This window comes from Haladaptatus caseinilyticus, assembly GCF_026248685.1.
Taxonomy (GTDB): domain Archaea; phylum Halobacteriota; class Halobacteria; order Halobacteriales; family Haladaptataceae; genus Haladaptatus; species Haladaptatus caseinilyticus.
On sequence record NZ_CP111036.1, the window covers coordinates 2,426,744 to 2,439,771 of the forward strand.

Annotated in this window: 13 protein-coding genes; 3 read left to right on the forward strand and 10 right to left on the reverse strand. The window is 58.9% G+C overall.

Annotation, left to right across the window (positions count from 1 at the left end; all coding sequences use genetic code 11):
- Window positions 1–21 precede the first annotated feature (21 nt).
- The 5 genes from OOF89_RS13155 to OOF89_RS13175 all read right to left on the reverse strand — a co-directional run bounded on the left by OOF89_RS13155 (window position 22) and on the right by OOF89_RS13175 (window position 5,193).
- Window positions 22–420 (reverse strand): hypothetical protein, encoded by a 399-nt coding sequence (locus tag OOF89_RS13155; protein WP_266076924.1) that lies wholly within the window; start codon window positions 418–420, stop codon window positions 22–24.
- A 40-nt stretch (window positions 421–460) separates the two neighbouring features.
- Window positions 461–1,198: a TrmB family transcriptional regulator gene (locus tag OOF89_RS13160; RefSeq protein ID WP_266076926.1), complete on the reverse strand. Its 738-nt coding sequence runs from the start codon at window positions 1,196–1,198 to the stop codon at window positions 461–463.
- A 1-nt stretch (window position 1,199) separates the two neighbouring features.
- Window positions 1,200–4,238, reverse strand: coding sequence for an MMPL family transporter (locus tag OOF89_RS13165; RefSeq protein WP_266076927.1), 3,039 nt, complete (start codon window positions 4,236–4,238; stop codon window positions 1,200–1,202).
- A gap of 204 nt (window positions 4,239–4,442) precedes the next feature.
- Window positions 4,443–4,952: a S8 family serine peptidase gene (locus OOF89_RS13170; protein ID WP_266076929.1), complete on the reverse strand. Its 510-nt coding sequence runs from the start codon at window positions 4,950–4,952 to the stop codon at window positions 4,443–4,445.
- Window positions 4,936–5,193, reverse strand: coding sequence for a hypothetical protein (locus OOF89_RS13175; protein ID WP_266076931.1), 258 nt, complete (start codon window positions 5,191–5,193; stop codon window positions 4,936–4,938). Before OOF89_RS13175 ends, OOF89_RS13170 begins: the two co-directional genes overlap by 17 nt.
- Before the next feature lie 169 nt (window positions 5,194–5,362).
- Between OOF89_RS13175 and OOF89_RS13180 the strand changes: the two genes are divergently transcribed.
- On the forward strand, window positions 5,363–6,466 hold the full coding sequence (locus tag OOF89_RS13180; RefSeq protein ID WP_266076933.1) for a CNNM domain-containing protein: 1,104 nt from the start codon (window positions 5,363–5,365) through the stop codon (window positions 6,464–6,466).
- On the opposite strand, the gene OOF89_RS13185 is transcribed toward OOF89_RS13180, so the two are convergent.
- On the reverse strand, window positions 6,454–6,669 hold the full coding sequence (locus OOF89_RS13185; RefSeq protein ID WP_266076935.1) for a hypothetical protein: 216 nt from the start codon (window positions 6,667–6,669) through the stop codon (window positions 6,454–6,456). The two genes, OOF89_RS13180 and OOF89_RS13185, sit on opposite strands and share 13 nt — an antisense overlap.
- 64 nt (window positions 6,670–6,733) lie before the next feature.
- Window positions 6,734–7,435: a rhodanese-like domain-containing protein gene (locus tag OOF89_RS13190; RefSeq protein WP_266076938.1), complete on the reverse strand. Its 702-nt coding sequence runs from the start codon at window positions 7,433–7,435 to the stop codon at window positions 6,734–6,736.
- Window positions 7,436–7,609: 174 nt separating this feature from the next.
- Here OOF89_RS13190 and OOF89_RS13195 point away from each other — a divergent pair, with 174 nt between their 5' ends.
- Window positions 7,610–8,560: a phytoene/squalene synthase family protein gene (locus tag OOF89_RS13195; protein ID WP_266076940.1), complete on the forward strand. Its 951-nt coding sequence runs from the start codon at window positions 7,610–7,612 to the stop codon at window positions 8,558–8,560.
- A 22-nt stretch (window positions 8,561–8,582) separates the two neighbouring features.
- Here OOF89_RS13195 and OOF89_RS13200 read toward each other — a convergent pair whose 3' ends face one another.
- Complete coding sequence (locus OOF89_RS13200; RefSeq protein WP_266076942.1) at window positions 8,583–10,052, reverse strand: MATE family efflux transporter; 1,470 nt, start codon at window positions 10,050–10,052, stop codon at window positions 8,583–8,585.
- Window positions 10,049–10,642: a TetR/AcrR family transcriptional regulator gene (locus OOF89_RS13205; protein ID WP_266076944.1), complete on the reverse strand. Its 594-nt coding sequence runs from the start codon at window positions 10,640–10,642 to the stop codon at window positions 10,049–10,051. Before OOF89_RS13205 ends, OOF89_RS13200 begins: the two co-directional genes overlap by 4 nt.
- 113 nt (window positions 10,643–10,755) lie before the next feature.
- On the opposite strand from OOF89_RS13205, the gene OOF89_RS13210 reads away from it, so the two are divergent.
- Window positions 10,756–11,778 (forward strand): NAD(P)-dependent alcohol dehydrogenase, encoded by a 1,023-nt coding sequence (locus tag OOF89_RS13210; RefSeq protein ID WP_266076947.1) that lies wholly within the window; start codon window positions 10,756–10,758, stop codon window positions 11,776–11,778.
- Here OOF89_RS13210 and OOF89_RS13215 read toward each other — a convergent pair.
- On the reverse strand, window positions 11,768–13,027 hold the full coding sequence (locus tag OOF89_RS13215; RefSeq protein ID WP_266076949.1) for an FAD-dependent monooxygenase: 1,260 nt from the start codon (window positions 13,025–13,027) through the stop codon (window positions 11,768–11,770). The genes OOF89_RS13210 and OOF89_RS13215 overlap by 11 nt on opposite strands.
- Window position 13,028 lies beyond the last annotated feature (1 nt).

Consider the following 13,028-nt stretch of genomic DNA (forward strand, 5'->3'; position numbering starts at 1 on the left):
GATAGTTAACCGTCGTGCAAATCAGCTCGCCCACTCCGCGACGTGGCCCTCGAACAAAAGGAGAACGTTGTACGTAAACGTCGTCTGTACGCCGATGATGAGGTAGGCAGCGCCCCCGTGAAAAACGAACAGGAGAAGATAACTGATCAGTAAATTACCCAATGTCGCAACGACGTGAACTAGCGGTGTTGCCCTCGTTTTCCGATCTTCATCAGGAACGATGGATAGGTGGCCAAATACCCCGAGTGCGAGCACGCCGAAGGCCGCAACCCCGCCGCCGACGTAGGCGAACACTTCGAGCGCGGACGGCGTTCCAACCCGTGACAGCAACAATCCGCCACCTCCCCAGACTGAGAGCGTGTAGCCATATGCACGCGATTCTGACAGCAAGTTTCTGGCTAAACGACGATTCGGCCCCATACTCGACGATTTTTACCGGAGCAAAAAACGTGTATCGGCGTCAGTTCCGCGTCGCACCTTCGAGCCGCGCGTCGATGAATTGACTGAGAATCGCCGCGAAACCGGTCTCGGAACTCCAGATGGCGGACTCTTCGTCACCGAGAACGCTGATGAGAACCGTATCGCCGTCGATGACCAACACTCGTCCAGCTCGGTGTTCCGCCGGGCCGTCGGGCATTTCGATAACCGGAACGTCATCAAACCGGTCGTGAACGTCCGCATCGTCACTGACGACGAGGATACTGACCCCGGCGTCAGCACGCTCTCGCAACGCGTCGGCGAGGGGACGGGTAAACAGGGAGGCATCGTGAACGGCGAAAACGATTCTCGACTCGGCCGCTTCGATGAGTTGCTCGATACGACTGCTGACGGCGTCACGGCCATCGACCGACCATACGTCTTCCCGTTCCTCGTCACCGTCAACGAACTCGTTCTGTGCGGTTTCCAAGTACTCGAACGCCCGTTCCTGCGTTCGTTCGAATCGCTCCTTCAGGAGCGATTTCGCAGCCTCTAGGCTCACCGGGCGGTACTGGATTGGCTTCGACTGCTGGAGTTCCACCAGACCACGTTCCTGAAGCGTCTCGGCCGCACCGTACACCTGTGACCGTGGAACATCAGTGACGCTGTTGATATCTCGGGCAGTTCCCGTGCCTAATTTTTGGAGCGCGACGAACACCTTGGCCTCGTAGTTCGACAAGCCGAGGTCCGACAGTGCCTTGATGGCGTCTGATTCGTCCATCTCAATCCTCCCCCGATGTCGTGGTCGCCGGTTTCGTCTCCATGGTCCCACGAGCGCCGGGTCCGAAGTATCGTGTCCAGACCACGAGCAGGCTGGGAAGCACCAGCACGCTGGCGATGAAGGCGTAGATGATCGTCAGTCCCGTGATGATGCCGAACTGCTGGAGTGCGGGCAGGATGGCGAACGCGAGGACGCCGAAGCCACCGACCGTCGTCGCCGCACTGCCGAGCAGTGCACCGCCGGTACCGGCGAGTGCGACGTTCATCGCCTCCCAGACGGAGCCACGGCGTTCCAGTTCCACGTTGTATCGCTCGGACAGGTGAATACTGTAGGCGACACCTAGCCCGACGGTGAGGCTCGTGATCATGCCCGTGAGGATGTTGAACGGCATCCCGATGAGGTACATCGTTCCTAGAATCCACGCCACGCTGAACACGACGGGGAGCAGTGTAACGGCACCGAGGGCCGCACTGCCCTCCGTGATGCGGTAGATGAGCATCAAGAATACGAAGACTGCGACCATCGTGATGACGAGACTCTGGATAACCGTGTCGAGCAGCTGCTTTTGGACGATTTCGAAGACGATTGGCTGTCCGGTTGCGGTCGCTTCGAGATTGTCGAAGGAGCCAGCCACGTCACGCATCTGCTCGGTAACTGCGGCACTCGACGCGCCTCCCTTCGTCGAAATCGACATCCGGAGTGCGTGATACTCGCCGTCCTCGCGGTGAACGACGCTCGCGGCTTGGTCGGGCGCGACCGTGTACAGTTTGTCGTACACGGCTTTCAGATTCCGGTCGGGGACGCCGTTACCGTCCGTATCCGCCGAAACGAACGTTCGGTTGAACGATTGGTTCTGTGCTGCAACCCCTTGCATCACCGAAATCGGACTCGTAACCTCGGGCTCGCCGTTCGAAAGGACGAGGGTCGGTTCCTTTTTCGCGGCCTTCTGACGGGCCTGCTGTAGCTGTTCGAGCGCGTCGTCCCGTGTTACACTTCCTTGTATCAGGATTTGTGCCTGCGAGTCCTCGCGAACGAAGTTATCGTTCACGTAGTCTAGATGCTTCTTCGCCGAATAGTCGCCTGGTTTGAACGGCTCCGGGAGTTCCTTCGTCCACCCCGGTGGGTCTTCTGCGAGGAAGTCCTCCTGTGAGAAACTGGTATCGACTTTCGTCGCGCCGTAGGCACCGCCAGCACTCACGACCACGGTCAGGAGGATGACGACGAGTGGAGCCTTTCGTGCCGCGACTGCACCGACAGCGAGGGCACGTGCCAGTGCGCCACCGCCGGTACCGAACGCGCGCTTGTCGCGGTCGAAGCCACGAGATTCGAGAACAGAATCGAGTTCGACCTTCAGCGCGGGAATCAGCGCGCCGAAGACGAGCAGGGCCGCGAGTATACCGACAGAGCTGACGATACCGAAGTCCTGAATCGGTGGAAGCGGACTGACCAGATTCGAGAGGAAACCGATAACCGTCGTCGCAGTCACCCACGTCAGGGCCGCGCCGACGCTCACGAGGGCAACGCGCATGGAACCGCGAACGCCCATGTCGGGATTCTCCTCTCGCTCCTCGCGATGGCGCATGAAGACGTGAATCGCGTAATCGATGGACAACCCGATGAGCAAGACCGGTACCGCGATGAACATCTGGTTGAAGGTGATACCGACCCAGCCCATGAAGCCGAACGTCCACACTAACACGAAGACGATACCGACGACGCCGAGCAGAATGTCGAGTAAATCGCGGTAGGCCACGAGCAGGGTTAGGATGACGAACAGGAGGGCGAGCGGACCGACGATGGCCAGACTGTCCGCCATCGATTGGTTGATCTCTTCGCTGATAATGCCGCTTCCGAAGACGACCGCTTCCCGGTCGAATTCCTCCTTTGCGACCGATTGGATAGCCGACTGTGAGGCGACGAGCGTATCGGAGGCTTGTCCCTGTTGCATCGACTGGCCGCCCTGTTCTTGGAAGACGATGAGCATCGTCGCGTTTGCGTCAGTCACACCGGGTTCGTAGGAGGTCGGCATGAATGCCAGTGCTTGGCCGTCCATCCCACCGGAACTGGAGTTCGCGGAAAGCACCGACTTCGCCAGGCTATCGACCTGTGACTGGTTCATCGACTCCAACTGCTGGATTTGGCGGGAGAGCGACGGAAGCGAGGCGTTCTTGAGACCTTCCTGCTTGGCTTGCAGGTTCTCACTCCGCTTTTGGAGTTGTTCGTACTCCTCCGCCAGCACGCCTTGCGTGCCGAGTTTGTACACCTGTTCGAACTGCGACCGGACCTCGCCAGCACGTCGCTGGTAGGTCGATTGGTTGATTTTGCCCTGCTGGTAGGAGGCGTTCACTTGATCGAGTCGTGCTTGCAAGTCGCGAGCCTGCTGTGCGGATTTGTTGAACGTCTCGGACTGATTCCCGGAGAGTTCGGTCGTCGCGTTCGCTTGTACGCTTTGTAGTTGGGATTCGATCTCGGTCGCCCGCTGGCGATACGTTTCGTTGTCGATGTCCCCGGCCTGCCGGGAGGCATTTAGCTGGTCGTACTGCGCTTGGAGGTCCCGTGTCCGGTTCAGCGCCTCGCTCAATCGTGCCGCAGTCTGGTTCAGTCGTTGACTCCGCTGTTGGAGTCGTGCACCATCGGAACGGATTTCGGATACCTTCTCCTGTTGTATCGCGCTGATTGCGATAACGTTCGCCACACCGCTGGTCGGGTTTTCCGACACCAGCGTCTCGTTGACCGTTTGGTTTTCACGAAGTCGCTGTTGGAACTGGAGCGAGTTCACCAACGCTTCTTTCGACAGCACATCGTCACCGCGGACGATCACCTGCACCGCCGTCGTATTCTCCCGCCCCGTGGTGAAGTTGGAATCGATGTAATCCAGTTTCTCTGCCGCCTCACTGTCGCTCTGGAACTGGTCCAAGGACGACGATTGGTCTATCATCGGTGCGCCCGCTCCGACGAGGACGGTCAGAAGGAGTAGTACGGCGATTATCACTCGCGAGTGGGCCGTTACGTTCGCAAAAATCCGGTCCAGACGGCTCACAACCGCCCTCCGTGTTTGTAGTACGTTCGAACCATTGCTGTTGTTAGAATCCTACTAACAGCATTGGCAAAAAGATAGTGGTTTGTTTTGTCTGGTGAGACATAAGTCCGGAGAGCGGTCGCTCAGGTTTCGCATACGAGAAACGATCGGACACATCACCGAAAGCAAAGCAGTAAAAAAGCAGTCGAAATGACCGTTTGTTACTTATTCGCGCACTGCTGCATCGGTGTTGAGATGGCCCTTCCCGTGGTACTTTTTCTCACCGACGCGGTCGGCAGTGTTGCGGAGCGTCTTTCGGATCTGGTTCGCGTTGTAGTTCGGATTGACGCTTTTGACCATCGCGGCGGCGGCGGCGACCTGCGGCGACGCCATGCTCGTTCCGGCGAGCCACGCATAGCTTCCCATCCACGTTGGAATCGTGTTGAAGACGAGGTCGTAATAGTAGTTTTCGGGGAACCCGGCAGCGTAGTTTCCGCCGGGCGCGCTGATATCGATGGCGTTCGTTCCGTAGTTGGTGTACTTTGCCGGGGTCGTCGTCGGCGCTTCGAGACCCTCGTCGCCCCAGTTGAATCCGATTGGACCGGTCGCGCTGATGCTCATGACGTTCGACGCTTCGTTGGGCACGCTGATGACGTTCCCATCGTGCTGGAGATCGGCAGCGTCGTTTCCTGCGGCCGTGACCACGAGCATCCCGTTTCTACGTGCGTAGGCCATCGTCTTGTTGAGGGTTCGGCCGTAGTCCGCTGACGACCAGCAGGTCGACAGCACTCAGGTCATGAACGACTTCGACGCCGTTCGATTCGAGATCGGCCGAGGAAACCGTGTTCGATTTGACGATAAAACGGTCCGTGGATTTCGCCGCGGTTACCGTGGTCCCAACCGCGATGCCACCCATTACTGTTCCGCTAATCTTCAGAAATGACCGCCGTGTTTGTTGCGACTCAACACGGAACATGTGTTCACCAGATATAATTATTTCTATTATTCTACTTCTCTAATTTATAAATGCCTGCATTTGCAAACGATTCTACTCTCCTATGTTATCATAGCGTCATTATTGCAGAACGTTTCCGGTATCCAGGTGCCCACCAGAGTTAGGACGGTTCACGGAAGAGAACCACCCAATGGTAGATGTCGTAACGATACTTCGTGCCTTCGGTGGCCTGTTTCTCCTGTTGATGAACGCTTACTTCGTCGTTATCGAATTCGCCATGACGCGGGTTCGACAGTTCGACGAACAGGAGTTCGGCGAATCATCCGGTCTTCGACGAGCGTGGGAGATGACCGACCGTCTCGAAATCTATCTGTCCGGCTGTCAGCTCGGTATTACCATCGCCAGCGTCGGACTGGGTGTCGTTGCGGAGCCTGCAGTTGCGAAACTGTTCACGCCGCTCGTGAAGGCCGTCGGACTGGGGCAGGGTTCGACACATGCCCTTTCGGCCATTTTGGCGCTGGGCCTCATTAACCTCCTCCACGTCATCGTGGGTGAGCAAGCGCCGACCTACCTCGGCATTGAGCGAACGAAATTCGTCGCACGACACGGTTCCGGGCTGCTTTACTGGTGGGCGAAGCTCCTGTACCCCGTCATCGTCGTCGCCGACAAAGTCGCCAAAGCACTGCTCGGTCTGTTCGGCGTCAAAATCACGCGGTCGTGGACGGAGGCCGAAGAGGGTGAGGACGGCGGCGCAGGTGGAGAAATCGTCAGTCGTGCCGACCTCCACCGTGAGATGGGTGACGTGCTCAGCCAGGTGGACCACCTCTCGGAGGAACGGGAAGAGGAGATCTTAGCCGCCATGGAGATCGAAATGGTTCCGATTCGGGATATCATGGTCCCTCGGGAAGACATCGTCGCACTGTCGACCAACGACAGTATCGAAGAAAACCTCGAACGAATGGAAGCGAATCCACTCGTTCGGTTCCCTGTCATCGGCGAATCGTTCGACGAATATCGCGGAATCGTCTACACACCGAGCGTTGTGAGCCAGTACGACGCACTCAGAGCGGGAGAGATATCGCTCACCGATATCGCCCACGAACCGATGTCGATTGCGGGGGATACCAGCGTTGCCGACGCAATCGACCTGTTCCAAGCTGAAAACCAGGAACTCGCGCTCGTACTGGATGGGGAGGAAGTCGTCGGGGTGGTGACTGCGACGGACGCTTTCGAAGCCGTCCTCGGCGAATTAGAGGACCCGACGGACAGGGAATCCGCGGTTCACTCGTCGTAGAACTGTCGCGCTTCCTCGGGAGTCATCGTCTCCCATTCGTCGTCGTCGGTTCGCACTTGTACGTAGCCGTCCGGAATATCCATCTCCATCTCGACCGTTTCGACGTGTTCGCGCAAGAGGTGTGATTCGTACTGTCTCCATGCCGCCTGCTCCGAGGGGGCGACGGCAACCCAACCGCACTCTCGCTGACTGCACCGTATCATTGAGTATCGTTCACTCGCCGTAGTGGATATAAACCTTCAGAAACGACATCGTCAGGAAGTGACGTTATCCGGTGACGACGTGAGAGGATAGTTCGCCGATGGTTCCTTCAACCTCGTATTCCGGCGTCTGGACGGAGAGCACGCTATCCGGCGTTACGTCGTGGAACTTGATTCGGAGCGAGTAGGTCCCGTCCCCGAGAATGTCGGTCGCCTCCTTTTGACCGGATGCGAGATGACGCGCCCATGCAGTCTCGCCGACGAACGCCGGGTCGGCGATTCCGTCGATGATGTAGGCATTGGGGGATGCTTCCGTGTTCTGTCCACGAATCGGATACCCTTTCTCGTGCCATGCCCAGTAGCCCTCGTCGATGACGTAGACGTTTTCGTACCCGTTTTTGATCAGTTTGCCCGCGCGCATCGAAGAGAGATGGTGAGGACAGCCACAGTAGCAAACGATTTTCTGATCCTTCGACCAGGACGAGACCGGGTCGTTCTGTTTCAATCCATCAGGCGCGGGACTGAGCACCGCACCCTTGATGTGTGATGTTTCGTACTGTCGCTTACCGCGGGCGTCCACGAATCGCGCGCTGTCGTTCTTGTACCACTGATACGTATCGGAAAGCGGTGCGAGTGGGACCTGTTGTCCATACTCTTCGACCGTCTCGTATCCGTCGCTGTTCTTTCCCGAACCCCCACCTAGTCCGAGACAGCCACTCAATCCAGCGACCGAGACTGCCCCCGCCGCGAGGAACGTTCGTCGATTCATCGTTACACAGCCGTAGTGACCAGCAGCGTATCAATTTTATCATGGTATTTCCACACGAAATTTCACGGAGAAAAGTCGATTGATGATTTGAATCCGTCGGTACCCGAACTGGTTTGGCATCGTCTTTTTTCAGACTACCGACGTACCATCTACTATTCTCGGGGCGCACATGCAATGAAGGACACACACGTACGGACGGGAAAGTCGATACAACAACGGACTGGAAAGACGTTCCACCTCGCCACGCGACTCTTGCCGAAGCGAGTACGCCACCCGACGTACGTATTGTACGGTTTCTTCCGGATTTGCGACGAAGTAGTCGACGACGCAGCGGACATACCACCCAAAGAGCAGAAGGCGCAACTCGAATCGTTCCGGGCGCAAGCGCTCGGAACCGTCGAACCTGACGACCCGGTCCTCGAAGCATTTCAACAACTCCGTACATCCCACGGCATCTCGGACGAAGAGGTTACACTCTTCATCGACGCCATGGAATCGGACATCACCAAATCGCGATACGAGACCTACGACGAACTCGAAACGTACATGCGAGGGTCCGCGGCCGCCGTCGGTCGGATGATGACGACGATAATGAATCCTAAAGACGCCGAACGTGCCCTGCCACACGCGACGGCGCTGGGGGAGGCGTTCCAACTGACCAACTTCCTCCGCGACGTGCGCGAAGACATCGAAGACCGCAACCGAATCTACCTGCCACGAACGACGCTTTCCCGATACGGCGTCACCGACGGGGAAATCGGGTCTTTCGAGTTTTCCGAGGGGTTCGCCGACGCGATGCGTGACGAACTCCATCGAGCGGAATCGCTATACAGTGATGGGGTCGCTGGCATCCAGTTCCTCCCCGAAGATTGCCAGTTCGCCGTCTTGGTTTCGGCGGTTCTCTACGCCGATTATCATCGCGTGATTCGTACACAGGGATACGACGTTCTCTCCACGGAACCGACCCTCGGAACCCTGCGAAAACTCTCACTCATCGCCACGACGCGTTGGCACTGGCGGAAGACTCGCGACCCGGAAACCGTCTTCCGGGCCGTAAGTTCCGTTTCCCCTTCGGAGCACAAACAGGCTGACTTCGAACGTCGGGACACCCTTCCAACACGGTAGGACAAAAATCAGTACGCTCACGTCAGTCGTCGGCGACAGTCGGTTTCTTCGACGGTTCGACGACCGAATCGGTCCACGTTCCACGAAGGAACCACGCGACGGCAACGACCGCGGTCAAGACGTTCGACAACGCGATTCCGTACCAGATACCCATCGCACCCCTGTCGTACCACTCGACGAACGCGTAAGCGGGCGGCAATCGGAACACCCACAGCGAGAGGATGGAGAGTATCATCGCCACCCGCGTGCTCCCACTTCCCCGGAACCCACCGGAGACTATTCTGAACACACCGATACCGAAAAACGTGGGACCGACGATTCGGAGATAGTCGCCACCGATTTCGACGACCCGTCTCGATCCCTCACCGGTGATGAAAACGCTCGTAATAGGCTCCGCAAAGACGTACGCTATCGTGCCGATGACGGCGAGAACCGCGGTGATGATTCCGGTTGCGAGATAGACCGCACGTTTCGCTCGTTCGATCTTTTCGGCACCGAGGTTTTGGCCGACCACGGTTTCGGTTCCCTGTGCGAGTCCGAGTGCGGGTAGGAAGACGAGCGACGTGAGTCGGTTGCCGATACCGAACGCCGCGACCGCGTCACTTCCGGCTAGCGCGACGAGAGCGGTCATTGCCGTGATACCGAGTGCACGAGTGCTCTGTTCGATGCTCGTGGGTCCTCCGATTTCGACGATCTTTCGAACCGACTCGGTACGCAGTCGCAGATCGTCCAGTGAAAGATGAATGCCAACTCTGCCGGAGAACAGGAGGGCAAACCCGACCACGGCACCGACACCACGTGAGAGGACGGTGGCGAATGCCGCACCCTGCACGCCGAACCCGGTGAAACCGGTGGCATCGAACAGCGCGGTCTCGAGTCCGCGCATCCCGAGATACCCGAACAGCGGGTTGCCCTGAAATCCGAGGATGAAAAACGGGTCCAAGACGACGTTGATGACGACACCGAACGCCATCAGATACATCGGCGTCTTCGTGTCGCCCCACCCGCGCAGGAGCGCCTGAAAAATGAAGAACCCGAACATGAAAAACACGCCGAGGAAGATGGTCCGCGTGTACTCGACCGAGTAGGTATGAATCCGCGTGCCCGGTGTCGTCCCGATGAGCGACAGAAGCGTCGGCGCGAGAAACCACCCGAGAACGGAAAAGCCGACTGCGATCGCGATGACGAACGCGATCGTCTGCCCCGCGATGTGGTCCACACGGTCGTGATTGCCCGCACCCTTGTTCTGGGCGACGAGCACTGTTCCGGCAACCGTGAACCCGCCACCGACCGAGATCATGAGGAAGACGAGCGGCCACGAAAACGAAAGCGCGCTCACGGCGTCCTGTCCGAGACGGCCGACCCAAAACGTGTCCGCGAGGTTGTAGGCGACCTGCATCAACTGCGAGAGGACGATGGGGAAGGAGAGCACGAGCAATGGTTTAAGCAGTTCACCCTCGGTCAGATCGACGTCGAAGTTTTTCGTGCTCATTCCGCGTCCTCCCAGCCGAGATACCGAGCGAGCAACCCATCGATGGCTTCACCGTCGTCATCCCCGCCAAGTGTCACGTTTCGAATCCGCGTCCCGTCTGTCGCCGCCAGCAGAACCGTGGCGGCCTCGTCGGGATCGATCTCGTCGAACCGGCCGTTTTCGATACCTTCTCGCACGATGGCGGCGACGAGTTCGTGAAGGTCGTCCGAGTTCCGTCGAAGTTGTTCGCGGTAGGCATCGCTGTAGGGTGCCTGCGCCCGGATTTCGAGAAGCGCGACGTGGAAATCGCGCTTCTCGTCGTCGGACGGCCCCGACTGGAAGAGTTCGAGTAGTCGGCGAAGGCGCTCCGCCGGATCATCACTCTCGATGGAATCGATGTGATCGCGGAAATGGTTGAGCAGATAATCCAGAAACGCGACGAAGAGGTCCTCTTTCGTCTCGTAGTGGTAGTGGATGAGCGATTTGCTCTTTTCGAACTCCGCCGCGATATCCTGCATCGTCAAATCGGCGTACCCGTGTTTGCAAAGCGCGCAGTAGGTAGCACGCATGATCGATTCACGAGTATCCGACGATTCGTTCCGCTGGCCCATTAACTGACTAGTCAGTCAGGACGTCGGAAGTAGGTTTCGTTTACGGAGAAACGCCCGGAACTGGGGATTAGTCTCAACGTTCAGTATCCTTCGAATGCTACAATCGAACTACCATGCAAGTCGCAGTCCTCGACGAGCCGGGAACGCTCCGCGTCGAAGAGCGCAAGCGTCCCGAACCCGAACCGGACGAACTGCTGGTCAACATCCGTGAAATCGGCATCTGTGGGTCGGATGTCCACTACTACGAGCACGGGAAAATCGGTGACTACGTGGTCGAATCCCCGCTCGTCCTCGGTCACGAGAGCGCGGGCGAGGTGGCCGCAGTCGGCGAAAGCACCGATTTCGAGCCGGGTGAGCGTGTGGCCCTCGAACCCGGCGTCCCCTGCCGTCGCTGCGAACACTGCAAACGCGGGGAGTACAACCTCTGCCCGGACGTGACGTTCATGGCGACCCCACCGGACAACGGCGCGTTCGCCGAGTTCGTCGCGTGGCCCGCCGACTTCGCCTATCGGCTTCCCGATTCGGTGTCGCTGCGCGAAGGCGCGCTCTGTGAACCGCTGAGCGTCGGGATTCACGCCGCCCGCCGTGGCAACGTCGGCGTCGGCGATTCCGTTCTCATCACTGGCTGTGGACCAATCGGTCTGCTGGCGATGGAGGTAGTGCGCGCTGCCGGAGCGACCGAGGTGTTCATCTCCGACGTGGTGCCCGAAAAGCTGCAGGTAGCCGAGTCGCGCGGTGCGGACGCAACGTTCGACGTTCGAGGGACGGACCTCATCGATGCAGTCGCGGAACACACCGACGGAGAGGGTGTCGATATCGTCATCGAAGCCTCCGGTTCGGAGCCAGCGATTCGCTCGACCATCGATGCGGTTCGACGCGGTGGAACCGTCGTCCTCATCGGCCTCGCGCAGGACGCGGAAGTGCCGCTGGACACGGGCAAAATCATCGACAACGAACTCGATATGTTCGGCTCGTTTCGCTACCGGAATACGTATCGCGCGGCTGTCGAGTTGTTGGCCGACGGCATCGTCGATGTCGAAGGCATCGTCGATTTCGAACGGGCGTTGGAGGATATCGGCGTGGCGTTCGAGCGAGCACGGGAAGCAACCACCGTGAAAGGGATGATCACGACGTGAACGGCGCGTCCTCCACGGAAACATCCTCTGCACCGAGCGCGAACGTCTCCCACGCCCGCCGGAAACCGGGTGTTTTCGGGGCCACCGCGAACAGCAACCGAGCGAACGGCGCGGCGACCCACCCCGGAATCGAGTCGTGATTGAGGACGTACCATGATAACGCTCGTTCACCCCGTCGCTGGAGTCGCACCACTTCTTCGACGGCCGGCCGTCGAATCGATTCGAACCGGCGAAGTCGCGCCGCTGGAATAACACCGTCGGCTCCATCTAGTGCGCCCACGATCGTCGAATGGGCGACGACCGCGTCCTGAATCGCCAGTCCGTTCCCCTGTCCGCCGACTGGCGAGGCGACGTGTGCCGCGTCGCCGAGCAGTAGCAAGCCATCGGACACCCATCTCTCGGCCAGTCCGGGTTCGATGTGGAGGAGTGAGCACTGGTCGAAGCTTACGAGATGACGGGCGAGCGTCGGTTCGACGGCACCGATCCGTCGGCGGAGGTCGTCGATTCCACGCTCTCGAATTTCGGGGTACGCCCCCTTCTGGATGAACCATCCGGCCTGTGCCTCCTCCTCACCCAGTCCGAAGTAGAGTACGATTCCGTCGCTCTCGATACGGCCCTGTGCGGCCGAGTGGACGGCGTCCGCAGGAAGCCTGAACCACAGCAGTTCCACCTGCGAGTCGAACAGACCGGGGTCGATTCCGGCAACCTCTCGAACCGTCGAATAGCGCCCGTCAGCACCGACGACGAGGCTGCTGTGCAGTTCGAGCGTTTCGTCGTGTCCGCGGTCGGTCGCCGTCACGCCGACCACGTCACCACCGTCCGTCAGGAGGTCGGTAACGGTCGTCGCGGGATGGAATTCGAAGTTTTCGAACTCGTTCGACCGGTCGATGAGTAGACGAAGTAGTGGCGGTTGTTCCATCAAAATGCCGTAATCGTACGGTTTCGGTAGTCGAGAAAAATCCACGACTTCGTAGGGATGGCCGAACACCGTCAGGAGGGGTCGGCGGACTTCGTCGTGGTCGAGCAGTCGAACGTCGTCTAAAACTCCCATCTGGTCGAACAGTCGGAGGACGAGTGGTTGAAACAAGTACCCCCGAAACTCGCGGTCGAGGTCGGTATGACGCTCCAACAGGACGGTATCGACGCCGCTTCTTGCAAGGAGATAGCTCAACACGCAACCACCCGGACCGGCCCCGACGATGACCACGTCAGTGTCTCGAGTGGTCGCACCATCCCCGTCCCCGGGCATG

Bases quoted from the DNA above. Each gene is read 5' to 3' on its own strand.
- OOF89_RS13170 (WP_266076929.1), bottom strand. From the start codon at position 4,952: ATGGCCTACGCACGTAGAAACGGGATGCTCGTGGTCACGGCCGCAGGA.
- OOF89_RS13195 (WP_266076940.1), top strand. From the start codon at position 7,610: ATGAAGGACACACACGTACGGACGGGAAAGTCGATACAACAACGGACT.
- OOF89_RS13190 (WP_266076938.1), bottom strand. From the start codon at position 7,435: ATGAATCGACGAACGTTCCTCGCGGCGGGGGCAGTCTCGGTCGCTGGA.
- OOF89_RS13185 (WP_266076935.1), bottom strand. From the start codon at position 6,669: ATGATACGGTGCAGTCAGCGAGAGTGCGGTTGGGTTGCCGTCGCCCCC.
- OOF89_RS13180 (WP_266076933.1), top strand. From the start codon at position 5,363: ATGGTAGATGTCGTAACGATACTTCGTGCCTTCGGTGGCCTGTTTCTC.
- OOF89_RS13205 (WP_266076944.1), bottom strand. From the start codon at position 10,642: ATGGGCCAGCGGAACGAATCGTCGGATACTCGTGAATCGATCATGCGT.
- OOF89_RS13215 (WP_266076949.1), bottom strand. From the start codon at position 13,027: ATGCCCGGGGACGGGGATGGTGCGACCACTCGAGACACTGACGTGGTC.
- OOF89_RS13200 (WP_266076942.1), bottom strand. From the start codon at position 10,052: ATGAGCACGAAAAACTTCGACGTCGATCTGACCGAGGGTGAACTGCTT.
- OOF89_RS13160 (WP_266076926.1), bottom strand. From the start codon at position 1,198: ATGGACGAATCAGACGCCATCAAGGCACTGTCGGACCTCGGCTTGTCG.
- OOF89_RS13155 (WP_266076924.1), bottom strand. From the start codon at position 420: ATGGGGCCGAATCGTCGTTTAGCCAGAAACTTGCTGTCAGAATCGCGT.
- OOF89_RS13175 (WP_266076931.1), bottom strand. From the start codon at position 5,193: ATGTTCCGTGTTGAGTCGCAACAAACACGGCGGTCATTTCTGAAGATT.
- OOF89_RS13210 (WP_266076947.1), top strand. From the start codon at position 10,756: ATGCAAGTCGCAGTCCTCGACGAGCCGGGAACGCTCCGCGTCGAAGAG.